Origin of the sequence: Microbulbifer sp. JSM ZJ756, assembly GCF_044383805.1 — a bacterium.
GTDB lineage: Bacteria > Pseudomonadota > Gammaproteobacteria > Pseudomonadales > Cellvibrionaceae > Microbulbifer > Microbulbifer zhoushanensis.
The window spans coordinates 252,353-273,115 of the sequence record NZ_JBISER010000006.1 but is presented as its reverse complement, the minus strand read 5'-3'; the positions used below and the strand labels follow the sequence as shown (position 1 = coordinate 273,115).

The following is a 20,763-nucleotide window of genomic DNA, read 5'->3' as shown; positions in this document are numbered from 1 at the left end:
AGTTTTCTCTACCTGGACCTTTCCCCGGGACAGGAACAGGCTGGTTGATAGCGGGAGGTGGCCATGGCCAGTAAAAATCCGGGCGGGCTGAACGCAAACGGCTGGGTGACTTTTCTCGCCCATTTCCTGTTTATCCTCGCGGCCTGGACCGTTTTCATCAAGTATCTCTTTCCCATCGGTTACGCGCTGGCGAACGGCGAGCCATGGATGCGCTACATATACTGGGATTTCTGGCCGGTGATCCATGTGTGGCTGGGTTGGGCGTTGCTGGTGCGGCCCACTTACCTCTACCGTCTTGCGCTGGTGGTGTCGCTGGTGGAGATACTGATTATTGGCACCAAGTTCGCCCAGTTTCTCGTGCAACCCGAATGGTCTATCTGGCGCACCAACTGGTTTGTAAACAAGGTGTTCGTACTGGCCTGTTTTATCCTGTTGCTGGCCACGGCGTTACTGAAACCAGCCTCCCTTGAAACCCGAGCCCCTTAAAACCAGAGTCCCTTAAAACCTGAGTCCCTTAAACCCGCTACGCCACTCAATTCCGGGAGGCAGCAAGCATGACGACAAACGCTCACGCGAAGACTGGCCGCCGGCAATTCCTCAAGCTGGTGTCTACGGGTCTGGCTGCCATGGCAATGTCCCCGGTACTGCGAGCCGCACCCGATGGCCTGTTGCGCAAGGCGATCCCCGCCACCGGCGAGCAACTGCCGGTGATCGGGCTGGGTACCTGGCAGACGTTCAACGTGGGCAGCGACCCGGAATTGCTGGATGCCCGTACCGAGGTGCTGCGGGCATTTTTCGATCATGGTGGCGGGCTGGTGGATTCCTCCCCGATGTACGGCTCGGCACCGGATGTGATGGGCTATGCCCTGAAAAAACTGGGTGTGCCCGAGTCACTGTTTTCCGCCGAGAAAGTCTGGAGCCCGGCGGGCGGATCCGCCCGGGAACAGTTCCAGCAGCTCGCGGCGCGCTGGGGCCTGCCGGAATTCAACCTGCTGCAGGTGCACAACCTGGTGGACTGGCGACAGCAGCTTGAAACCCTGCGCGAGCTGAAGGCGGAGGGCAGGATCCAGTATATCGGTATCACCACTTCGCACGGCCGCCGCCACCGGGAGTTCGAGCGGGTAATGGCATCTGAAGACATCGATTTCGCCCAGCTGACCTATAACATCACCCACCGGGAAGTGGAGGCCCGGCTGCTGCCGCTGGCACGGGAGCGGGGTATTGCGGTAATCGCCAACCGGCCCTACGACGGTGGTCGCCTGATCAAGGGCCTGAAACGCAGCGAAAATGTCCCCGCCTGGGCCAGGGAGGAGTGCGGCTGCCAGACCTGGGCCGACTTCCTGCTGAAGTTTATTGTCAGCCACCCGGCGGTGAACTGCGCCATTCCCGCCACCACCCGGGTCGAGCACCTGAACGAGAATATGCGGGCTGGCAATAAACCGCTGCCATCCCCCGACTGCCGCCGGAAAATGATCCGGCATATCGAGTCGCTATGAGCGAATGGTCCAGCTACCGCCTGGAGGATTTCATTCCCTTTACCGCGGATGTCTATTATCGCCTGCTGGAACGGATGGGCGAGGATTTCTGGCCGCTGCACCTGCTCACCCTTTTGCTGGGAGGCGTAATTATTGTACTTGTCCTGCGTGGGCGTGCGCGTCTCGCCTGCCTGCTACTCGCCCCGGCGTGGGTCTTTGTGGGGGTGGGGTATTTCATGCTGCGCTACGGTGAGCTCAACTGGGCCGGGCAGGATATCGGCTGGGGGTTTGTGCTTGAGGGGATCATGCTCGCCGCAGTCGGTGCCAGCGGGCTCGGTATCGATCACGCGCCACGATTCAAAACCCTACCGGCGATGCTTGGTGCGCTGCTGGGAGTGCTGGGATTGTTCGGCTTGCCAGTGATTGCCCCGCTGCTGGGCTACGGCTGGTTCCAGGCGGAGACCTTCGCCATCCACCCGGCGCCCACCGCAATAATGACGCTGGGTGTGGTACTGGTGGCGCTCCGTGGCATCGGCCTGTGGGTGGCCGCGGTTATACCCCTGGCCTGGATTGCAATTTCGGGGATGACGTTACTGGTGCTCGAGGCACCCTGGGCACCGCTAACCTTTACCGTCCTGGCAGCGGGGCTGCTCGGCCTGGTGTGGAAAACTGTGGCCGGGCTCAGGCGGTTGCGCGGAGGCGGGGCTCCCGCCTGAGTTGGCAGGTTTAGTTCGGCGCACCGATGGCCTGCAGCTGCTGCACCAGAGTTGCGAACGCCGGCGTGCCTGGGTGGATCCAGTCGAAGTGGCCCGCGCCCGGTTCCAGCACTCGGTTTACTTCGGGTCCGCCCAGCCGCTCGAACTGTGCCCTCGGCACGATCGGGTCCAGCTCTCCCTGAAGCAGTGTGACCGGGGCAGTAATCTTCCGTTCCGCCGGATTGGCTTCGGTGTAGGCATTGCCGTTTACCTCCGGCATGCTGCCCATAAACTGCGGTGTCGCCTGCTGGCAACTGTTGTCTCCGGCCGCGTACAGCTTGATATCCGTGATCGCGGCCAGGCCCACGGCAGAAACCGGGGGTGCTTTCCCCGGAAACATTTGCTCCCAGTCCGACGCCGCCAGCAGCGCCAGGTGGCCGCCGGCGGAATGTCCTATCAGGATAACCTGGTCGGGCGAGACCCCAAACGCCCCGAGTGCCGGCAGTGCACGGATCCCGCGCTGGATATCGTCATAGCTGGTGGGCCAGCCTCCTCCGGTCTCGCCGCTGCGGCGGTATTCGAGGTTCCATACCGGGTAGCCATGGCGCGCCAGCGCCGTCGCCAGTGGAAAGGTGTGGGTAATATCGTAGGCGCTCAACCAGCAACCGCCGTGGATCAATACGATCAGCGACCCGCTGGATTCTGTGTTTTTCTGTGGCAGCCACAAGAGGCCGTACTGGCTTGGGTCATCGCCGTAGGCAATTTTGTGTTGGTGTGGCCGGTGGTGTCGGAGTAGGCCGGATTTGCCGATACAGGTGCATAGCCATCGATGGTGTTATGAGCATCACCGGGAAAAAGCATGGCCGTAGCCAGTAACAAGCTGAGATGGCCCATAAAAGCCTCCTGGTTATTAGTTGGAACTGCTGTGCTACCTCCGCGAACTGTTCCCGGCTGACCTGGCTCCTGCAATTGCTTCAGCCCGGGGCTCCAGTGATAGTATCGCTTTAATGGTTTGTAAGGGACTTTCAATCAGGCTTAATCAAGGATTTTAGAATGGGGGTAGGGGATAACTCGGCGAATGACACCGAGGGAGGGGCTGCTGAAAAGCTGGGAGGACAGTCCGGGCGCGAGTTTTTTATTGTGGTTCTGCTCGCAATCATCGGGTCAGAGATGATCTTTGCCAGGTTGGGCTTTGACTACAACATGTTCTCCGATCCTTTCAACTTATCCAGTTTGTTGTTTGATCTCGGCATATATGCACTGCTTTGTCTTGTGGTGACGAGACTGTATCGCCTGCTGTCGATTGCCTGGCGAGCGTTTATCAATTGGTTTTATTGAGTGCCATGGCAGAGTGCAAGGCGCATGGTGATCCCGGGACCGAGAGCTCCGTTTTTCCGAGCGCAGGCCGGGTGTGCTGTTACGATACATATTCATGTATTGTTGGAAGTTTTCGGTGTAAATAAAAATAGGGATGATAATGACCAGATATTTGATGGGGATGGTTTCCGGGATGTTATTGGCACTGGTTGGTTACCTGGCCCAGGCGGCCAGCCTGCCGCCCCGGGATACTTTCTGGCTGTCCGCAATGTTGCTGTTGATGATAGGCCTGATCACCTTTGCCACATTCAGGGTCAAGGCTTTTCGCGATTAACCCGGCGTGCTGTCGGGTGAGGCTGTTTATAGTTTCGAAGTATTTCGGGTATCGGTAATTGTGTGCCTGGATAACAAGGAGGGACAACTGATGCAAAATGAGCAATCCGCCAGGGAGGCATTCAAACAATGGTGGCAGAGTGCCTCCAGCATCGAGCAGCGCGCCCTGATCACCCTGGGGGTGATTCTCAGCGGGGTCCTGGTTTTTTGTGCTGGGGTGCAGGCAGGCAAGATCGCTGCGATGCTGTTATCGGCAAATTAGCAGAGAACCCGGTTAGCGGATTCAATATTTTCTGTCGTTGTCGGGGGGTGCTCTCTTCCCGGGGATCCCGGCTCCGGGATGTCCCGGGTAGATTACACGCCAACCGTCGTTAGCTATCAGTCCACGGCGGCGGCATGACCGCAGGATGCCCGTTCATCTATCACCGCGCGGACTTCCCCGATGCGGACTATGATGGCGTGGTAGTGTCGGGAAGGGTGGTCGGTGTCGGTTTATATCGGCGCCGATGGCGGTGAAGAGGGCGTCAAGCTGGAAGGCGGGCCCTGGCAGCCGGGGCGCTCTTAAAAAAATCCTGGCACCTGGATTGACGCTGGCGCCTTTTCCCGGGAGCGGCGCAGGTACTGTGGAGGAATAAAATGGAATTCCTGATTTTATTGATCGTGCTGGTCGCCCTGCTGGTGCTGCCGCTCAAGATGGCGGCGGCCATGTTGGGGGCCCGCAATACCGGCGCCTTCTATTGCCTGTTTGCGTTACTGCTGGCGGTAATCATCCAGCGTTTTGTCGGCGGCATGATTCCCGGGGTGACTGCGGAATGGGGCATGCTGATCACCATTCCGCTCGCGGCCATTGCCTACATGCTGGTGCTGGGTACCGGATTCCTCAAGGCGATCCTGATTGCCATCGTGCAGGGGCTGATCATGGTCGGTGCAGTCATCCTGTTTGGCGGGCTCCTTGCGGCATAAGCCCGCTTTCGTCAGTCGCTGACCGGGGCCAGTGACAGTTTTACCAGGTCGCTCTCTGCCAGCATCGACCTGACCCCGATCATGCGGTCCGCCCGTGGATGCAGGTCAAAGTGCAGCCGGAAGCGGTTGTGGGCCAGCAGCCGCTCCATCCGCCTGCCATCGTCCAGTCTGATACGCACTACGAAGGCATCGTTGCCGCGATGCTCGGTGTAATACAGCCAGTCTCCCCGGACCTGCCAGCGATTGGGCTGGGCTGAGGCCACTTTGCCCAGTTCCCGCCTCGCAGCGGCCTGGTCCACGCTCACGAGCAGCCATGCCCGATTTTGTTCGTCGATGGCAACCGCGCGGCCATCTGCGAGGATGCGCAGGGCGGCGTATCCGTGCAGTAACGGGGCGTGCCGGCCGGTTCCGGGCTGGAAGCGATAGATTACTGACGCACCTTTTTCGCGCCTGGCGTAGAAGAGGGCACTGCTGTCCGCTGACCAGGTGGGGGCGCTGGCGAGATCCAGGTCGCTGGTAAGGTAGTGCAGCTCCCCGCCTTCACCGGAAACCGTGAACAGGCGGCGCCCGGCGATACCCGCCACCATGGTGCCATCGGGACTGGCCTGCAGGGCCTGTATCCGAGTCTCCACCGGCAGTGATACCAGTGTTTTCCGCCGTTGTTGCGGGTCCTGGCGCTGAATGTAGAGCCGGTCGCGAGCCAGTGACGCGTAGAAGAGACGTTCGCCGCCGCGGGAGTAATGAGGGAAATCCTCCGCGCCGGGCAGGTCAAAGCGATCTGCAGCCATTAATGATTTGGCGGCGAAGGGATCCGGCTGCTCCTCCAGGTCGAGGAAGTTGCCGTTATGGCGGCGCATCAGGAAGCAGTCATTGCCACACTGGAAAAACAGGTCGTTGATAAAGCGGTCCGGTGTGGGCCGGGGCACAAAGCGGTCTTCATCCAGCCGGTATTCCAGCAGTTCGCCATTGAACCCCGACAGCCCGATGCGCAGTCCATCCGGGTGCCATGCCAGCCGGTCAACAGGAGTGGTGAGCAGGCGGGTATGCAGGAGTGTGCCTGTGGCCAGGTCCAGCACCAGCAGCTCCCGCTTGTTGTCCTCAAGCCCCCGCAGCAGGGCAAGCCGGCGGCCGTCATGGGATTCCCGCGCAAAGTAATCGCCCACACCGTTGACGCTCGGTGCCGTTAGCTGGTGCAGGGATTGCCGGGTGAGTTCCAGCCGCCAGATTCCCTGGGGCTGGCCGGCATCTTTCAGGTAGATGGCCTCGCCGGAGCGAGACCAGCCCTGCAGGTAGCGGCGCTGGCCATCTCCCTGTGGCAGCGGGCGCGGGTCGACAATACCGGTTTCCGGATCGTAGCCCGCCAGGTAGTGCTGTAGCTGTTCTCCCTGGCTGCGGGTATAGACCAGCCGGGTGCCGTCGGGGGACCAGTGGGCATTGGCGTAGTTGGCGCTGTCCCAGGTAAGCCGCTGCACGCGGCCGGAGGGCAGCTCCTTGGCGTAAAGCTGCAGGGTGTCGTCTTTACTGGCGCGGTGGGAAAACACCAGTCGCTCGGCAGCCGGGCTGTAGTCGGGACTTACCTCGGAGCCCGGGAGACCGGTCAGTTGCTCGATCACCGCTTCCGGTTCGCCGGCCCCACGACCATCAATGGCCGTCATCGCGATGGCGGCTACCAGGACCGCTGTGATACCGCTAGCGGCGATCGCGATGGCCATTCTGGACGTGCGCCTGCCTGTCGTGACTGGCCCCGTCCTGGCAATCAGTGCATAGCCTTTCAGGGGCAGGGTGCGGAGATAGCGGGGGTCCCGGGCATTGTCTCCCAGGGCCTCGCGCAGTTTCTTCACCATGGCCCGCACGGCATCGTCGCTCACCACCCGGTCCGGCCAGATCTGCCGGTTGATGGTATCGCGGCTCACCGTTTCACCGGCATGCTTTACCAGCAGTGCCAGGAAGGTACTGACCTGCGGCTCCAGCCGGTAGGTTTCTCCCCCGCGCGAGAGCTTGCCGGTGCGCGGGTCGAAATGGAACTCGCCAACCCGCCAGCTATCTGCGACGGGCTCGCCGGATTGTTTTTCTTTTTTCAAATCAGCCACTTACACCTTGTGACCGGCTGTGACCAGTGTCCCGCGCCGGCCTTCACAGGTGTTCACATTCCTTCCTTTGCGGACCGCAGCGGGCACGCCGATATTCCCCTCATTAAATCACAGCCATGCCCCTGCGGGCATGCCGACAAACCAGGGGGATCCCACATGAAAACACTGTTGTACTGCACCGTGGTATTGCTGATATACGCGACCGGCACTGTCGCCCAACCGGAAGCAGGTCCGCCGCGAAACCTCCACGAACTGGAGCAGGCGATTGAGGCTATCGGGGCCAGGGCCCGAACGCCGGGCCTTGCCGTCGCCCTGGTAGGTCACGGTGGGTTGCTGTGGCAGCACACCGCCGGCATGGCAGACCTGGCGGCAAAACGGCAGGTAACCGCCGACACACAGTTTCGGCTGGGGTCCATCTCCAAGATGTTTGTCAGCCTGGCGGTGATGAAACTGGTAGAGGAGGGCCGTGTCAGTCTCTCGGATCCCCTCGCCCGGCTGGCGCCGGAGATCGAGTTCCACAACCCCTGGGAAGGGAAGCACCCGGTACGACTGGTGCACCTGCTCAACCACAGCAGTGGCTGGGACGCGCCGCATTTCCCGGAACTGGTGTCCGCCGGGGGTGAGCCCATCAGTATCCGCGCAGCCCTGGCACTGCACCCGCATTCACGCACGTCACGCTGGGTGCCGGGATCCCGCTCGGCCTATAACAATACGGGCCCGTTAGTGGCCGCCTACATCGTGGAGAAGTTAGCGGGCATACCTTACGAGGAGTTCGTGCGGCGCCAGTTCTTTGTGCCGCTGGCTATGAACGACAGCGGTTACTTCTATTCGGACAACTATCGCTCACACGCTGCCACCCCCTACCGCAGGGGGCGGCCGCAAGGTTACTGGCACCTAAACAACCGCGCTGCCGGTGGGCTCAACAGTAGCCTTACGGACATGGTGAAATTCGTGCGTTTCCTGCTGCAGCGGGGTCGCGCCGGCGAAGACAGGTTGTTGTCCCCGGCATCACTGGTACAAATGGAAAGTCCCCGCGCAACGCTTGCCGCGGATGCCGGGCTGGAACTCGCCTGGGGGCTGGGCAACACTGTATTCCGGCACGATGACACGGTGTTTTTCGGCCATGAGGGAAGCCTGCCCGGTGCCCGTAGCCTGCTTGCCTACCAGCCGGAGCTGCAGAAGGGCTATGTGATCCTGGCCAACGGTGAAGGCCCGGCGGTGGCGGAAATTCACCGGCTGCTGTCGGCCTATATCGCCCGCACCAGCCAGCCGGCTGAAGTCCAGCCGGCACGTGCGCTGGCACAGGCAGACCTGGCCATGTCGGGCCTGTACCGCTCGATCAGCCCGGTCTCCGGTCGCTTTGGTTTTGTTGCCAGCCTGTTGCCCTGGAAGCTGCAGGTTCACGACGGTGTTATCACCGTCGGGCCGGTGCTGGGTGGCCCGGTGCGAGAACTGGTGGCGGGTTCCGGAAATACCTACCTGCAGCCGGACAGCGGGCGGGTGGCCCTGGTACGGGCTGAAGATCCCGTGGCGGGAGACGTGCTGCACTACGGGCCGCAGACACTGGTGAAGACCGGTGTGCTCGTCGCCTATGCGCCATTGCTGCTGTTGGTTCTCTGGCTCGTCTGTACCCTGGCCGGCCTGCTGATGGCACTGGTATGGCTGCCGCGGTTGCTACTGGGCCGCGGCTCCCGCGGCGCGAAGGTGGCGTTGCGGGCCTGGCCGATGCTCACCGTACTGGCGCTGGGAATGGCAATAGCGGGCGTGTTGCTGGCATTCGGTGGGCCGAGCCCCTACGCCGAGGCCGGTCGTGTCTCTGTGCCAACGCTGCTGGTATTCAGCGGTACCGTCCTGTTTCCGCTAATGGCACTGTGGAGCCTGCGGGTCTGGTTCCGCCACCGGGATGCGGGTATTGGTCAGGTGGGGCGTTTCACTTTCTGGCATGCCACTGCCATGGTGATGCTGAACCTGGCACTGGCTGCCTATATGTTCGGCTGGGGCCTGATGGGAATCCGGTTGTGGGCCTAGTGCCTGCAGCCAGCCGGGGCAGTGGCAGCAGCTCAGGGCTGCTGTCCCCGGATGATGGTCAGCACGATCTCGCCCACATTGAAGCCCCACTTGCTCAGGCTGGACTCGTTGATCAGCACCCTGTCGGACACCAGGTACATACGATCGTCGACATCCACCTCGATGGTGTCTCCCTTCCAGGGCACCTGCAGGGTATAGCGGATAAACATGGCGTTGCCGCTGACGCGGACCTTGGCCGGGCCGACCACGTCGCCGGCAGTGCCGGAGAAGGTACGCACGCCGGCACTGTCGGCTCCGGTGGGTACAAGGCGCCAGTCGCGGAACTGCACCTCGCCGTCGTCGAACACGAATCGTTCCTCCAGCAGGCCCTCGCCATTGTTCCAGCTGCCCTTAAGCTGCGCATTGAACGTGCGCGTCACGCGGCCGGAGCGATCCTTGAGGATGCCGTGCGCAGTCAGCGGGCCGCGGAAAAATTCTTCCGGCACAAACTGTGGTTGCCGGTCGCGATACGCGGAAACATCGGTACTGGAGCAGGCGGCCAGCAGCAGGCTGGCCGCGACAAGCAGGACTACACGGCGTATTGCAGTTCCGGGCATCGGGATATTCCTCTCGGAGGTTCGTAAAAGGACTCTACGCCGGCCAGCAATATCCGGATCAGGCAGTGGCCCGAACTCAGTCCACGGCAAGCCCTGCCTGCTCGAGCTTCTGGCGCAGTGGCGCCAGCTGCCCGGCAAACTCCCGCCAGCGTCCCACGGAGCGGGCGTGCAGGGGCTGGCGTACCTGGGAGGCACTGGCGGTGGCAGCGGCGGCCCCGGAGCGGTGGAACTCCAGGCAGGCCTCCTCGAACGGCAGGCCCAGGTAGTCCAGCAGCCGTTCCGTCTGCGTGCGCTGTTCCGCCACCAGCACATCGTAATTCACGCTGTACAGGCGGTCGCCAAGAAGTGCCTGCCAGTGATCCATCAGGGCCCGGTACTCCAGGTAGTAGTCCGCCAGCTCGTCGAGCCGGTAAGAGTAGGGATAGGCATCGGCGAACAGCTGCTTGTAGATGGCGAAGCAGCTGTCCATCGGGTTGCGGTGAACGTGGACGAAGCGCGCCCGGGGAAAGGCTTTGGCCAGCAGCCCCAGGTAGAGGAAGTTGCCCGGTAACTTGTCGGTGAAACAGGGCTCATCACCACGCAGGTGGCGGATGCTCCCCAGGTAAGTTTCGGCAGCTTCAGCCGGATTGATACCGGCCGCGGCCGCGGCGATCTCGGCATTGACCAGCCCGGGGACTGTGAGACCGGTGCTCCTTTTCACCGCCAGTGGCCACTGGTGGAGCTCTCCCAGCGGTTGCACCCGGGAGTGGCTGCCGAGGACCTGCTCCACGAGGGTGCTGCCGGAGCGTGGCAGGCCCAGGATAAATATCGGGGCAGCATCGCTGTCTGCGGTTTTTCCCGTGGCCGTGGACTCGAGCCAGTCCCGGTCGAACCCCTGCCGCAGGGTTTTGAACAGCGCCCGGTCCGCAGCCGGGGTGTAATCGGTACGGCGGCGCTGGGCCTCGGCGCCGGCATGGTAGTGGGTCCAGGCGCTGTCCCAGTCCTGCAGGTCCTCGTATTCCTTGCCGATGGCATAGTGCAGGAACGGGCGGCCGGGGTGGTTGGTGCCGAGCCCCGATACCAGTTTCTCCATCGCCTCGATATGCCCACGGTCCCCGGCCCGGTGGATCTTCGACAGCTGCCAGTGGCTGCGGTAGTGGCCGGGGTCCTGCTGCAGGGCCTGTTCGAGGTAGGTGCGTGCGCGTTCCTTTTCACCCAGGAAAACCTCTACCGAGGCGGCGTTGGAGAGGATGGCCATATCCGCCGGAGCCAGCGCGGCGGCGCGGCGGAACAGCGGGGCGGCCTTGTGCTGCTTGCCAATATGGCTGTACACCGTTGCCACCAGGTCCAGTAGCTTGGCGTTGTCGGCCAGCTGCGGAACACAGCGGTCGGCCTCCTGCTCTGCCTCCACATGCATACCGGCCTGCACCAGGCAACGGGCGCGCTGGGCGCGGGCATCAAAGCGCCCGGGGTCCAGTTGCAGAACCCGGTCGAAGGCCTTGAGTGCCATACCGGGTTTGCCACCCTCGGCTGCGGCAAGGCCCAGCACCAGGTGCGCATCCGGCTGGTCCGGGTCGCGCTGCAGTACCTCGATACTCAATCGGGTGGCGGTGCGCCAGTCCCGCCTCTGCATGGCGTCACGTACCTGCTGCAGGCGTCGGGCGATATCGGTGTCGGGCATGGCGTCAGTACCTCTGGGTTTGCATCTCGAGACGGCTGCCCGTTGATGTTAGCGGTTTTTCCGGGGACGGGAAAAGCGGACACAAAAAAGCGGGGCCGGGCCCCGCTCAAGCATCCTGTGAGAGGTGGTTGTTAGAATTCGTAAGTAAAATTCAGGCCCATGGTGCGGGGCTGGCCGACGTAATAGAACTGGCCCCGTTCACCGTAGCGCTTGGCACTGCGCACACCTGAGAAGTAGTACTCGTCGGTGACATTGTCGAGGAACAGGGAAGCGCGCCACTGGTCGAGGCGGTAATCCGCTGACAGGTTGTAGACAACGTAGCTGTCCAGCACCTCATTGTCCGAGTTGTCGAACTCGTACAGCTCATCCTCGTAAGTAATATCATTCAGGCGGCTCTGGACCTCGTCCTTGTAATACGCGTTGCCGCGCAGGGTCAGCTCACCCACAGGAACCGGGATAAAGTAATCGAAGGCCGCGTTGAACTGCAGGTTGGGAACGCCGGGGAAGGCATCGCCGTCATAGCCACCAATCGCCAGCGCGTCACCATCCAGGCGATGGTCGTAATAGGTGACCCAGCCGCTGAGGGTCAGGTTATCGCTGACGGCCGCCTGGGTGGACAGTTCAATACCGTCGATCTGGCCCTGGTTGGCATTGCCGGTGATGTTGATGGCGGCAAGCTCGGACTTGGTGGGGACCTGCAGGTCTTTCCAGTCCACCCGGAACAGCGCGCCGTTGAAAATCATGGCACCGTCGGCGAGGGTGGTGTGCCAGCCGAGTTCATAGTTGACCGCGGTATCGGAATCGTAGGCTTTCTCGCTGTCCAGCAGCTGGGCGCCGGCGTTGGTGCCGCCGCGACGGAACCCCTCGGCCACCGTGGCATAGAACATTACGTCAGCAGTGAAGTCATAAGCGGCATTGAACTTGAATACCGTGTCATCGATCGAACCGTCACGGACATCACATTCCGGCTCGACGGTGTCGCGGGTCCAGTACCAGTAGACGGGCAGGAGTGTGCAGTCGTAGGCGTAATTCTCTTCCTGCTCAAAGTATCGTGCACCCAGGGTGAACTGCAGCTGGTCATTGGCGTGGAAGGTTGCTTCACCGTATACCGCCTGTTCCTTGAAGGTGCTGTCGGCGAAGCGCCAGTACTCAAGCTCACCATACCCGGTATCGATGCCGGCCCAGTCCTGGTAGCCCGGGGTGTATTCACGGGCATCCAGCAGGGTGTCAGTCTCCTCGTAATAAACCCCGGCGATCCAGTCCAGCCAGTCCGGCGAATTGGACTCGGTGGAGAGGATACGGGTCTCGTGCACCAGGGATTCCGAGTTGTTGTCGTCCACGGTGAAGCCGGAGAACTCGGGGAAGTCACAGTAGCCAGGCCAGATGTCCACGCACAGCAGGTCGGTCTGGTCGCGGTTGCCGGTGCCTTCGTATTCAGCGAAGGAGGTGGTCGAGAAGATTTCCACCAGGTCGGTATTGAGGCCAAGTTCCACATTGAACAGGTCGTCGCGGTTCTCGCGTACTTCCTCGTAGCGCAGTGCGGAACTGAAATCACCGCCAGTGAACTCCGGGTTCACTGCCTGGCGGCCGCCGGCGGTCTGGTCCTGCACGTAGTAGCTGGCCTGGGCGAAGAAAGTGTCGTTGGGCTCCCACCGCAGGGCAGCGCGGACGGAATTGGTTTCCTCGGTGTTGGCATCCTTGATGGTGCGCTCAGCATTGCTTACGCCCGGCTCAACCAGCACATTTTCATAGTCCACGAAGCCGGCGTCATCGACACGAGTGCCAGAGACGCGCAGGGCCAGCGTATCGGAAAGCGGCAGGTTGAAGACGCCGCTGACCTCACTTGAAATCCCGTCACTTTCGCTATTCTGCGAGATCTCTGTGCTGACAGAACCTTCCACTGCCTCGGTGTTGGGGTTGTTGAGGATATAGCGCAGGGTGCCGCCCATGGCGCCGCGCCCGTAGAGGGTGCCCTGGGGGCCGCGCAGGACTTCCACGCGATCGATATCCACCAGTTTGAAGTCGATCAGCAGCGGCGTGTCGTTGACGTAACGGGAGATGATGTCCTTACCACCCTGGTTCTCGGACGCCTGCAGGCCGCCGACGTTCATGCCGCGCAGTGTCACCAGGCCGGTGCTGCGGGCGCCCGCGTCGATCATCTGCATACCGGGGATAAACTGGGACATCTTGGTCAGGTCGTCGGCACCGACGTTCTGCAGGTCCTCACCGGTGACCGCGGTGATGTTGTAGGGGATCTCCTGGATAGATTCGGAACGACGGCTTGCGGTAACCGTGATTTCCTCGAGCTGGGTGGCATTGCTGCCGGCCTCCTGGGCCTGCAGCACCGCGGGTGTCGCGTTGGCAGCGATGGCCAGGGCAATCAGTTTCTTACTGTATCTCTTCATGGGAGCACCTTGGGTTTTCGTGTAGTTATGAATTTTTTGTCGCCCCTGTGGCTCCCCGCACAGGTGGCGCAATACACCTGTGGCTTCCCTGCAAGGGGGGAGTTGAGAGGGCTCTGGGGGGATTGATCCCGCCGGGTTAAAAAACCAGATACAACTCGATGATTTTTCGTGGGCAGGTCAAGAGAGGGAAAAAGGGGGTTCCGCTACCGTGCCCGATAGCGTCAACTCAATTATCGAACCATTCGCTGAGGTAGAAGTCGCTGGAGCGAGCGCGGAGCGGGTCGCCCACAACGTGGGTGTATTTCAGCATAGCCATGTGTTCTTGTTAGCGATGTAAACCGTTGTACAAAAATGCGGGCATGCTGGCAAGCAGGCAGGCCCCCCAATTTGGCGAGCTGTCTGCAATATGCAAATTCCGCTGCGGAAAGTCAGGAATGACAGAAAGCCTGTTTCCTGAGAGCGCTCAGGCGGCGGTGCATGCGGAAACTCATTCGGTCCTGTTGCGCTACCTGCTGCGATTGGCTGGCTGGAACCAGGGTTGCATGAGCCGGCCCGGTACCTGGCATCAGTGGCTGCCGTGGGTGAAGGAGGCCGCCTCTCCCGGTAGTGGTAACTGCGGCAGGCTGGAAACAGCCTGGACCAGGCCTTCCTTGTAGAGCTCCGCCGCGTGCTCTTTTTCCCCCAGCGCGTGCAGCAATCGCGCCAGCTCCGCCGAGGTGGCGGGGTCCGAGCGCAGGGTCAGGCTCTTCTCGAAATGCTGCCGCGCCTTGCCCCAGAGCTCGTTGCGCAGGCACAGGCGGCCCAGGCAGGTGTACAGGTCCGCGTTCTCGCCGTATTCCTTCAGCCAGCCGTCGGCGACAGTCAGCTGCGCCGCGGCATCAGCGCCGGTCAGGCAGCCGTAGAGGCGACCCAGCTTCGCACGCCACTCATGGTTGAGGATCCAGCGCAGGTGCTTTTCCGCTTCCTCGTCACGCCCGACCAGGTGCAGTTGCTCGGCATAAAGCCCGCGCAGGTCCATATTGCGCTGCCAGCGGCCACTGAAACTCTGCCAGATATCGAACAGCTTCTCTGCATCCTGGCGGGCGCCGGCCTCCAGCAGCTGGTGCTGGTACACCTCCTGCTCCAGCTGCTGCATTTCCTCCTCGGGCATATTGGCGTGCTTTTCCAGGTCCGGCAGCAGTGCGCGCAGGTGATTCCAGTCTTCCAGCTGGTAGTAGGCCTGCTTCAGCATCTGCAGCACCGCCGGGTGTTTCGGTTCCACCTGCTTGGCCCGCTCGAGGCTGGCGATGCACTGCTCGTAATGCCTGTCCAGCAGCTGCATGCGCGCCTGGCTGAGTGCCACCGCCAGGCGGGTGTCGTCGCCGCTCGCCTCCGCCTTGGCCAGCAGTTCGTTGGCCTCGTCCCGATAGCCCAGTTCGAAGGCACTGCGTGCCGCGGCGAGGTAGTTGATCAGCGGGGCGTCGGACCGGGGGGCGGATTTCAGCAGCTGGCGCCGGGCGCGGGCCCAGTTGCCCTCCATAAATTCCACCAGGCCGTTGGTTAGGCGGCGGCGTGCCACGCGGGTACGGCCGAAACGAATGCGGCTGACCCCGCCCTCGACACCGCGCAGCAGGCTGCGCAATAGCCAGAAGACCAGGAATAGCAGCAGCACCGCCAGGGCCACTGCGCCCACCGCCACCCACAGGTTCATTTCAATGCGCTTGCCGCCAACTGCCAGCAGCATATAGCCGGGATAACTGCGAATCATTTCGGTGAGGAACGCCCCGAACAGCAGGAACGCGAGCGCGGAGAACAGGAAGCGCTTCACGATGTCGCCCCCCCGTCTTCGGCCGGCCCGGGACTGGTGTTGTGCAGTCTCTCGATATAGTCGTGCAGGGCTTTCTGCGAGGCATTCAGGTCGGGCAATTCCGCTTCAATGGGCTCTTTTGCCATCGACTCGAGCTCGCGCACCAGGGCATCGCGGCGCTGGTTGGCAATACCGTAATCCAGCAGCAGCTGTCGCGCGCTTTTCAGGGAATCGCGATAGACGGTGCTGTCACCGCGCAGTACCGCCAGCTGCGCCTGCTCCATATTCAGCCGCAGGCTCTGGCGGAAACGTGCCTCGCTCTGGGGGGAGAGCAGTACCGGGTCGATATCGCCGTCGCGGATACGCACGGAATCCTTGAGAAAGCTGGTGAAGTTCTCCCAGCTGCGCTCCCAGGCCGGCTGTGTCGAATCCGCTGTATCATCTGGCGCGTCCTCTCCGGAAGCGCCCATTGCCAGGTCGAACTCCGGCTGGATACTGGCCTTCAGCATCTGTTCCTGCAGGGCGCCCAGGCGCAGGTACAGCCCCTGCTGGTCGATATCCTCGGCCATCTTCAGGTCGGTAATATCTCGCGCCAGTTGCTGGCGAACACCGTAGAGGTCGGGTCGGTCCACGCGGCGCAGGATGCGGTCCACTTCTTCCAGCAGGCCCAGGGCGGCGCGGCTGTCGCGTTCGAGCAGCAGGCGCTGGTTGGCCAGCCGCAGCAGGTAATCGGCCTCCGCCAGCTGCCAGTCGGTGCGGCTGACGTTACCCAGCTCGCCGAGGCGGCTGGACTGCGCCGCCAGCTCCCGTTGCAGTTGGGCCAGCTGCTGGCGCAGTTGGGCCACCGTGGTGCGCTGCTGGTTGAGTTCGCGCAGCATGTCTGCCATGGCCTGGGCCTGTTGTGCGGCCTGTTGGGCGCCGGGCTGGTGGGGTGGAGTGGAAACTCGGGCGCCGCTGTCCGGCGCTACCGGCTGCGGTATTGCCGAATCCCGCGAGCCTGCTTCAGCGGGCGAGGGCGTTGCGGGTTCGGGGGAAGCTGCGCTCTCACCTGTTGCGGTGGGGGTGTCATCCGCTGGCGCTGCGACGGTCGCGGTCGATTCGCGCTTGTCGCTGTCGGGTAGCAGTTCAATGGCCTGTTGCACACCCGCCTGGAATTGCGGCCAGTTGTACCAGGCCCATGCGCCACCGCCGCCCACCAGGGCGGCGGCCAGGAGCAGCCACAGCCAGCCGGAGCCGCTGCGCGACTTGTCCGCTTTCTTGCCGCCTTTGTCACCGTTTTTTTTGTCCGCGGCTGCCCGGGCAAAGTTGCTTTTGGGCTCCGCCTGGTCCGTGACCACAGGCACATCCTTGTGATCCCCGGATTTTTTCGAGTTGTCGTCAGTCATGAGCTGGCAGGCACTGCAGTGGAAAATGTCGTCAAATTATAGCGACTCGCGGCATCCTTTATACGATCTCTGGCGCGGATTTGAAATTTTTTACCGCGATCGGGGCGGCCGGGACCGCTCAGCGGGAAAAGATCGCACGCAGGGCGGCAAGCATGGCGCGGTCACCGGCGTTGGCGGCGGCGGTTGCATGCTGGAAGCCCAGCGCCCGCGCCTGTTCAGCCACCCGCTCACTGGGACAGACCAGGGCGGCACGATAGAGCGCATCGCGGCCGCTGGTGCGAATACAGTGGGCCAGGTTGTCCAGCGTTTCACCGCTGTGGACGGTGATGGCGTCGGGTTGGACGCTGTAGCCTGCCAGCTCCCCCGCGGCGGCTCCCGGCAGGGTTCGATGGTAGAGCTCGCAGTAATCGACGCGCGCACCCCGCTCGCGCAGGGTCTCGCCGATCAGCGTGCGGCCGCCGGCACCGCGAAACACCAGTACGCGCTCGCCTTCCACCCGCTGCAGGGCCGGCAGCGCCAGCAGGGCTTCGGAATCCATACCGCCGCCGGCGCTGCTGCAGGTCACGTCGTGGCTTTCCAGGTCCCGTGCGGTGGCGGCGCCGATGGCATAGTAGCGGGGCCCGGCCGGCAGTTGTGGCCAGTAGCTGTCCAGCCAGTCGAATGCCAGCCGTACTGCGTTACGCGACACAAAGATGGCATGTTGCACCTGGTCGAAATCCAGTACCTGGTCCCTGATGCGCTGGCAGGCGGGGCCGGTATCAATGGGTTCGATCGCCAGCATGGGGATACTGTCCACGGTGGCGCCCGCGGCGGCGAGTTCCGCACACCAGTCAGTGGACTGGTGTGCGGGCCGGGTAGTGAGTACGCGCACACCGCGCAGTTCACTGGTCATGGGGTCAGAGGGCGGCCAGGATCTTGTCAGCGCCGCGGGCCAGCAGTTCCTCGGCCAGGGCGGTGCCGAGTGCGGCCGCCCCGGAACGCGGACCGCGGGTTTCTGCACTGACAATTTCGCGGCCATCCGGGTCACCCACCAGGCCGCGCAACCACAGCTGGTCGCCCTCGAGTTCGGCGTAACAGCCGATGGGGATCTGGCAGCTGCCATTGAGGCGCGCCACCAGCGCCCGCTCGGCCGCCAGGCGATCTGCGGTGTCGCCATGGTGCAGCGGGGCAAGCAGGCGGTCGAGCTCGGCATCGCGGCGGGACTCGATGCCCACGGCACCCTGGCCGCCCGCCGGCAGCATGATCTCGGGGGCGATAAAGTCACGGATGCGCTCGCGCATCTCCAGGCGCAGCAGGCCGGCAGAGGCGAGGATAATGGCATCGAACTCGCCCACATCCAGCTTGGCCAGTCGTGTATTGACGTTGCCGCGCAGGAACTTCACCTGCAGGTCGGGCCGGCGCGCGAGCACCTGGCACTGGCGGCGGAGGCTGGAGGTACCCACCACGGCGCCCTCCGGCAGTTCGTCGATGTGAGCGAAGTGATTGCTCACATAGGCGTCGCGGGGATCCTCTCGCTCACAAATCACCGGCAGGTGCAGGCCTTCCGGAAACTCCATGGGCACGTCCTTCATGGAGTGCACGGCGATATCGGCCCGGTCGTCGAGCATCGCTTTTTCCAGCTCTTTCACGAACAGGCCCTTGCCGCCCACCTTGGCCAGCGGGATATCCAGCAGCTGGTCGCCGCGGCTGGTCAGCGGCAGCAGTTCCACCGCGAGGCCGGGGTGGTGGAGCTCCAGCTGGTCCTTGACGAAATTGGCCTGCCACAGGGCAAGGGCGCTCTGCCGGGTGGCGATGCGGATGCGGTCTATAGCCATACTGCCTGGTTCGGTTGGGAAATGGGCCGCCAATTCTACCAGACCATAATGGCGCGGTGGGCGTGCGGGGTCAGTCGGTGGCGGCCCTGGCGCGCAGCCAGTCCTCCAGGAAGATACGGGCGGCGATGGAGTCCACCGGGTCCTCGGCGTAGTTGCCGCGATGGCCGCGCGCGGATGCCTCTTCTTTAGCGGCGCGGGTACTGAGTCGCTCATCCACCAGTTCCACCGGCAGGCCGGTACGGCCGTGGAGGCGTTGGGAGAACTTTCGAGCCCGGGCGCAGAACTCGCTCTCGCTGCCGTCCATGTTCAGCGGCAGTCCCACCAGCAGGTAGTGCGGCTGCCACTCGGCGACCAGGGCCTGCACCCGGTTCCAGTCGGGCTTGCCGTCCTTTGCCGGCAGTGGTGCCAGCTCCCGGGCGCTGCCGGTGAGGCTCTGGCCAAAGGCCAGGCCAATGGAGCGGGTGCCGAAATCAAAGGCCAGCGCGGTGACAGGTTTGGCCATCAGGCGTGACCCGCCTGCGAGCCCATGCCGGAAAGGTCAATGCCGTGGCGCGCCGCGGCGGTTTGCCAGCGTTTCTCGATGGGCGTGGCGAACAGGATCTCCGGCTCTGCCGGCAGGGTCAGCCAGGCGTTCTCCACCAGTTCCTGTTCCAGCTGTCCGGCGCCCCAGCCGGCGTAGCCGAGGGCCACCAGCACATCGTCCGGGCCGCGACCGGTGGCCAGGGACTCGAGGATGTCCCGCGAGGCAGTGAGACTGATATCGGGACTGACCTCGACAGTGGAATCGAACTGGGCCCCGGTACCGTGCAGGACAAACCCCTGTTCCGGGGACACCGGGCCACCCAGCAATACGACCTCGTCACCTCGGAGGCTGGCATCCTGCAGGGATAACTGCTCGAAAACCTCCTTCCAGTGCACCTTGCTTGGCACATTGATGACGATCGCCATGCTGCCGTCCGGGTTGTGCTCGCAGACGAAGGCGATGGTGTGGTGGAAGCGCGGATCCTGCATGCCGGGCATGGCGAGCAGGAATTGCCCCTTCAGGCTGGAGTGGGTCAGGTCGCTGTCGATATTGTCTCGGTGCATAAACTCAGTCTAGTCGGGGAGGCCGGGGGTGCCGGCGAGAACGCCCGGGCTCCGTGGTCCGGGGATTACCCCCGGGAGGGCATCTTGCCGGCGGCGGTGGAGAAGCCGGTCATTTCGAAGCGCCAGGTGCGGATGATTTCCAGTCGGTCGGCCTCCTTGCGGATCTCCGCCGGGAAGGGGGCGAATGGCGCCGCGAGGCGTACGATCTGCTGGGCGGCGTCGTCGAGCACGCGCTCGCCAGAGGACTCCAGGATAACAACTTCCTCCACTGCGCCCGTGGGCAGGAGTCGCACCATCATCCGCAGGCTGCCAGTGATCTGCTGTTGCAGGGCCTCCTCCGGGAAATTGTCATTGCCGACAGATTCCACTTTTTCCCGCCAGCCGTGCAGGTAGGCGGCGTCGGCTGAAGCCTTGGTAGCCACCGAAGTAAGCCGGCGGACCCGTGGGCGCTGGGCGATTGTCTGGCGGATCTTGTCCAGGCGGGCCTGCAGGCTGGCGATCTCCGGATTCACCTGCGGCAGGTCGGTGGGTGCATCACCGCGCTTCTCGTCGGAGCGCTTGTCCTCGGCCGGGAGCTCCGGCGCTTCGCGCGGGCTGTCGCCGATGGTTGTGACCAGTTGGCGTCGCTGGTCCGCCGGCCGGGCGGCCTGCTGCTGTGGCAGCGGGTTTACTTCCTGGATGCGGGTATCGGCGATTTCGGCGCGGCGGTTGCTCGACAGTTCCCTTGGTGTCTCGGCGGTACCACTGGCCTGCTGGTTGTGCTGTGCGAGGTAATCCGCATCTTCCGGCGCCTGCGTGGTGTGGTGTTGTGCCAGGGTCACTTCCAGGGTCGGCGGCGCCTGGCGACCTTCCGGCGCGGCAAAGGCCACGCCGAATATTACTATGGCGTGAAATGCACAGGCCAGGAACAGTGCGAAGACAAAGCGCTCGCCCTGGGCTGCCTGTGGATGGTTATTACTGGCGGTCGAGTTCATTCCGGTGATTGTGTACTGCTTATTATTTGCCCGCTGTGCTCGTCAGGTATCCCGGTGACTGCAATCACTGGTTTGCAGTGATGGTGCGGGATGACGCGGCACGGGATGCCCCGGTTACCTTGCCGGGGATTGATCCCCGGGGCCGCATCTACCGGC

21 protein-coding genes are annotated in these 20,763 nt (G+C 63.0%); 8 read left to right on the top strand and 13 right to left on the bottom strand.

Features of this window, described 5'->3' with window-relative positions; all coding sequences use genetic code 11:
• Positions 1-63: 63 nt before the first annotated feature.
• The 3 genes from ACH6CX_RS11945 (at position 64) to ACH6CX_RS11935 (ending at position 2,191) form a co-directional block, all read left to right on the top strand.
• Complete coding sequence (locus ACH6CX_RS11945) at positions 64-486, top strand: hypothetical protein (RefSeq protein ID WP_334079166.1); 423 nt, start codon at positions 64-66, stop codon at positions 484-486.
• Between the two features lie 68 nt (positions 487-554).
• Positions 555-1,496 (top strand): aldo/keto reductase, encoded by a 942-nt coding sequence (locus ACH6CX_RS11940; protein WP_334079165.1) that lies wholly within the window; start codon positions 555-557, stop codon positions 1,494-1,496.
• Positions 1,493-2,191 carry a DUF6064 family protein gene (locus ACH6CX_RS11935; protein ID WP_334079164.1) on the top strand — a complete coding sequence of 233 codons (699 nt, stop codon included), beginning with the start codon at positions 1,493-1,495 and terminating at the stop codon, positions 2,189-2,191. The genes ACH6CX_RS11940 and ACH6CX_RS11935 overlap by 4 nt, the downstream gene beginning before the upstream one ends.
• Positions 2,192-2,201: 10 nt before the next feature.
• Here ACH6CX_RS11935 and ACH6CX_RS11930 read toward each other — a convergent pair whose 3' ends face one another.
• Positions 2,202-2,849, bottom strand: coding sequence for an alpha/beta hydrolase (locus ACH6CX_RS11930; protein ID WP_396675462.1), 648 nt, complete (start codon positions 2,847-2,849; stop codon positions 2,202-2,204).
• Positions 2,850-2,854: 5 nt separating this feature from the next.
• Entirely contained in the window at positions 2,855-3,064 is a 210-nt protein-coding gene (locus ACH6CX_RS11925; RefSeq protein WP_396675461.1) for a hypothetical protein, read from the bottom strand.
• Positions 3,065-3,223: 159 nt separating this feature from the next.
• On the opposite strand from ACH6CX_RS11925, the gene ACH6CX_RS11920 reads away from it, so the two are divergent.
• From ACH6CX_RS11920 to ACH6CX_RS11905, 4 genes are all read left to right on the top strand, one after another.
• The gene (locus tag ACH6CX_RS11920) at positions 3,224-3,508 is read left to right on the top strand and encodes a hypothetical protein (protein WP_396675460.1); all 285 of its coding nucleotides are present in this window, start codon (positions 3,224-3,226) and stop codon (positions 3,506-3,508) included.
• Positions 3,509-3,647: 139 nt separating this feature from the next.
• A complete protein-coding gene (locus tag ACH6CX_RS11915) occupies positions 3,648-3,821 on the top strand; it encodes a hypothetical protein (protein ID WP_232940645.1) in 174 nt (57 codons plus the stop codon).
• 90 nt (positions 3,822-3,911) lie between these two features.
• Positions 3,912-4,082 (top strand): type II secretion system protein M, encoded by a 171-nt coding sequence (locus tag ACH6CX_RS11910; RefSeq protein ID WP_232940646.1) that lies wholly within the window; start codon positions 3,912-3,914, stop codon positions 4,080-4,082.
• Between the two features lie 374 nt (positions 4,083-4,456).
• The gene (locus ACH6CX_RS11905; protein WP_232940647.1) at positions 4,457-4,783 is read left to right on the top strand and encodes a hypothetical protein; all 327 of its coding nucleotides are present in this window, start codon (positions 4,457-4,459) and stop codon (positions 4,781-4,783) included.
• Between the two features lie 11 nt (positions 4,784-4,794).
• Here ACH6CX_RS11905 and ACH6CX_RS11900 read toward each other — a convergent pair whose 3' ends face one another.
• A complete protein-coding gene (locus ACH6CX_RS11900) occupies positions 4,795-6,864 on the bottom strand; it encodes a winged helix-turn-helix domain-containing protein (protein WP_396675459.1) in 2,070 nt (689 codons plus the stop codon).
• Between the two features lie 165 nt (positions 6,865-7,029).
• Between ACH6CX_RS11900 and ACH6CX_RS11895 the strand changes: the two genes are divergently transcribed.
• The gene (locus ACH6CX_RS11895) at positions 7,030-8,901 is read left to right on the top strand and encodes a serine hydrolase domain-containing protein (protein WP_334079159.1); all 1,872 of its coding nucleotides are present in this window, start codon (positions 7,030-7,032) and stop codon (positions 8,899-8,901) included.
• 32 nt (positions 8,902-8,933) lie between these two features.
• On the opposite strand, the gene ACH6CX_RS11890 is transcribed toward ACH6CX_RS11895, so the two are convergent.
• From ACH6CX_RS11890 to ACH6CX_RS11845, 10 genes are all read right to left on the bottom strand, one after another.
• Positions 8,934-9,497 (bottom strand): DUF3833 domain-containing protein, encoded by a 564-nt coding sequence (locus tag ACH6CX_RS11890; protein ID WP_237064132.1) that lies wholly within the window; start codon positions 9,495-9,497, stop codon positions 8,934-8,936.
• Positions 9,498-9,573: 76 nt separating this feature from the next.
• Complete coding sequence (locus ACH6CX_RS11885; protein ID WP_396675458.1) at positions 9,574-11,157, bottom strand: tetratricopeptide repeat-containing sulfotransferase family protein; 1,584 nt, start codon at positions 11,155-11,157, stop codon at positions 9,574-9,576.
• A gap of 131 nt (positions 11,158-11,288) precedes the next feature.
• The gene (locus tag ACH6CX_RS11880; RefSeq protein ID WP_334079157.1) at positions 11,289-13,562 is read right to left on the bottom strand and encodes a TonB-dependent receptor domain-containing protein; all 2,274 of its coding nucleotides are present in this window, start codon (positions 13,560-13,562) and stop codon (positions 11,289-11,291) included.
• Between the two features lie 565 nt (positions 13,563-14,127).
• A complete protein-coding gene (locus ACH6CX_RS11875; protein WP_232940653.1) occupies positions 14,128-15,369 on the bottom strand; it encodes a heme biosynthesis HemY N-terminal domain-containing protein in 1,242 nt (413 codons plus the stop codon).
• Positions 15,366-16,733, bottom strand: coding sequence for a uroporphyrinogen-III C-methyltransferase (locus ACH6CX_RS11870; protein WP_334079156.1), 1,368 nt, complete (start codon positions 16,731-16,733; stop codon positions 15,366-15,368). The genes ACH6CX_RS11875 and ACH6CX_RS11870 overlap by 4 nt, the downstream gene beginning before the upstream one ends.
• A 118-nt stretch (positions 16,734-16,851) precedes the next feature.
• A complete protein-coding gene (locus ACH6CX_RS11865) occupies positions 16,852-17,625 on the bottom strand; it encodes a uroporphyrinogen-III synthase (RefSeq protein WP_396675457.1) in 774 nt (257 codons plus the stop codon).
• A 4-nt stretch (positions 17,626-17,629) separates the two neighbouring features.
• On the bottom strand, positions 17,630-18,547 hold the full coding sequence (gene hemC / locus ACH6CX_RS11860) for a hydroxymethylbilane synthase (RefSeq protein WP_396675456.1): 918 nt from the start codon (positions 18,545-18,547) through the stop codon (positions 17,630-17,632).
• Positions 18,548-18,617: 70 nt separating this feature from the next.
• Positions 18,618-19,049: a Holliday junction resolvase RuvX gene (gene ruvX / locus ACH6CX_RS11855; RefSeq protein WP_232940657.1), complete on the bottom strand. Its 432-nt coding sequence runs from the start codon at positions 19,047-19,049 to the stop codon at positions 18,618-18,620.
• Positions 19,049-19,633 (bottom strand): YqgE/AlgH family protein, encoded by a 585-nt coding sequence (locus ACH6CX_RS11850; RefSeq protein ID WP_232940658.1) that lies wholly within the window; start codon positions 19,631-19,633, stop codon positions 19,049-19,051. The genes ruvX and ACH6CX_RS11850 overlap by 1 nt, the downstream gene beginning before the upstream one ends.
• A 65-nt stretch (positions 19,634-19,698) precedes the next feature.
• Positions 19,699-20,607: an energy transducer TonB gene (locus tag ACH6CX_RS11845; protein WP_232940659.1), complete on the bottom strand. Its 909-nt coding sequence runs from the start codon at positions 20,605-20,607 to the stop codon at positions 19,699-19,701.
• Between the last annotated feature and the right edge of the window lie 156 nt (positions 20,608-20,763).

Bases quoted from the DNA above. Each gene is read 5' to 3' on its own strand.
- ACH6CX_RS11905 (WP_232940647.1), top strand. From the start codon at position 4,457: ATGGAATTCCTGATTTTATTGATCGTGCTGGTCGCCCTGCTGGTGCTG.
- ACH6CX_RS11920 (WP_396675460.1), top strand. From the start codon at position 3,224: ATGGGGGTAGGGGATAACTCGGCGAATGACACCGAGGGAGGGGCTGCT.
- ACH6CX_RS11865 (WP_396675457.1), bottom strand. From the start codon at position 17,625: ATGACCAGTGAACTGCGCGGTGTGCGCGTACTCACTACCCGGCCCGCA.
- ACH6CX_RS11915 (WP_232940645.1), top strand. From the start codon at position 3,648: ATGACCAGATATTTGATGGGGATGGTTTCCGGGATGTTATTGGCACTG.
- ACH6CX_RS11870 (WP_334079156.1), bottom strand. From the start codon at position 16,733: ATGACTGACGACAACTCGAAAAAATCCGGGGATCACAAGGATGTGCCT.
- hemC (WP_396675456.1), bottom strand. From the start codon at position 18,547: ATGGCTATAGACCGCATCCGCATCGCCACCCGGCAGAGCGCCCTTGCC.
- ACH6CX_RS11935 (WP_334079164.1), top strand. From the start codon at position 1,493: ATGAGCGAATGGTCCAGCTACCGCCTGGAGGATTTCATTCCCTTTACC.
- ACH6CX_RS11945 (WP_334079166.1), top strand. From the start codon at position 64: ATGGCCAGTAAAAATCCGGGCGGGCTGAACGCAAACGGCTGGGTGACT.
- ACH6CX_RS11910 (WP_232940646.1), top strand. From the start codon at position 3,912: ATGCAAAATGAGCAATCCGCCAGGGAGGCATTCAAACAATGGTGGCAG.
- ACH6CX_RS11890 (WP_237064132.1), bottom strand. From the start codon at position 9,497: ATGCCCGGAACTGCAATACGCCGTGTAGTCCTGCTTGTCGCGGCCAGC.
- ACH6CX_RS11895 (WP_334079159.1), top strand. From the start codon at position 7,030: ATGAAAACACTGTTGTACTGCACCGTGGTATTGCTGATATACGCGACC.
- ACH6CX_RS11925 (WP_396675461.1), bottom strand. From the start codon at position 3,064: ATGGGCCATCTCAGCTTGTTACTGGCTACGGCCATGCTTTTTCCCGGT.
- ACH6CX_RS11850 (WP_232940658.1), bottom strand. From the start codon at position 19,633: ATGCACCGAGACAATATCGACAGCGACCTGACCCACTCCAGCCTGAAG.
- ACH6CX_RS11940 (WP_334079165.1), top strand. From the start codon at position 555: ATGACGACAAACGCTCACGCGAAGACTGGCCGCCGGCAATTCCTCAAG.
- ACH6CX_RS11885 (WP_396675458.1), bottom strand. From the start codon at position 11,157: ATGCCCGACACCGATATCGCCCGACGCCTGCAGCAGGTACGTGACGCC.
- ACH6CX_RS11880 (WP_334079157.1), bottom strand. From the start codon at position 13,562: ATGAAGAGATACAGTAAGAAACTGATTGCCCTGGCCATCGCTGCCAAC.
- ACH6CX_RS11845 (WP_232940659.1), bottom strand. From the start codon at position 20,607: ATGAACTCGACCGCCAGTAATAACCATCCACAGGCAGCCCAGGGCGAG.
- ruvX (WP_232940657.1), bottom strand. From the start codon at position 19,049: ATGGCCAAACCTGTCACCGCGCTGGCCTTTGATTTCGGCACCCGCTCC.